We start from the raw sequence: 454 nt of genomic DNA, 5'->3' as shown, positions 1-454 counted from the left end.
CGCCCAGCGCGACGTGATCCGTGTGCAGGACCGCGACATGTCCGCCCTGCCCGACGGCGCGCGCACGGCCATCACGCGCACCCAGCGCGCCTACATCGACGTGTGGGCGCGCCAGCTGCAGGTCGTCCACCCCCGACCGGCAGGGCACACGTCTGAACTCCAGGACACTCTTTCCCTACCACACGCGCCTCCGATCCCCGGGCTCACGGCGATCCACGACACGGCCTCGCAGGACCTGCTGGACGGCGGGCTGGCCGCCGAGGCGCAGCACGCGCCGGGGGCGGAGACCCTGCGGGCCCTCATCGGTTTCCAGGCGGACGTCGCCCGCGCCCAGCGCGACGTGATCCGTGTGCAGGACCGCGACATGTCCGCCCTGCCCGACGGCGCGCGCACGGCCATCACGCGCACCCAGCGCGCCTACATCGACGTGTGGGCGCGCCAGCTGCAGGTCGTC

General features: G+C 73.8%; 1 pseudogene. It reads left to right on the top strand.

Features of this window, described 5'->3' with window-relative positions:
• Nucleotides 1-37 precede the first annotated feature (37 nt).
• Nucleotides 38-454 (top strand): annotated as a pseudogene (locus tag D8M29_RS14320) (hypothetical protein); the annotation flags it as partial.

It is taken from the genome of Micrococcus sp. HSID17227, assembly GCF_003989405.1.
Lineage (GTDB): Bacteria > Actinomycetota > Actinomycetes > Actinomycetales > Micrococcaceae > Micrococcus > Micrococcus luteus.
This window is presented reverse-complemented; position numbering and strand designations above follow the sequence as displayed.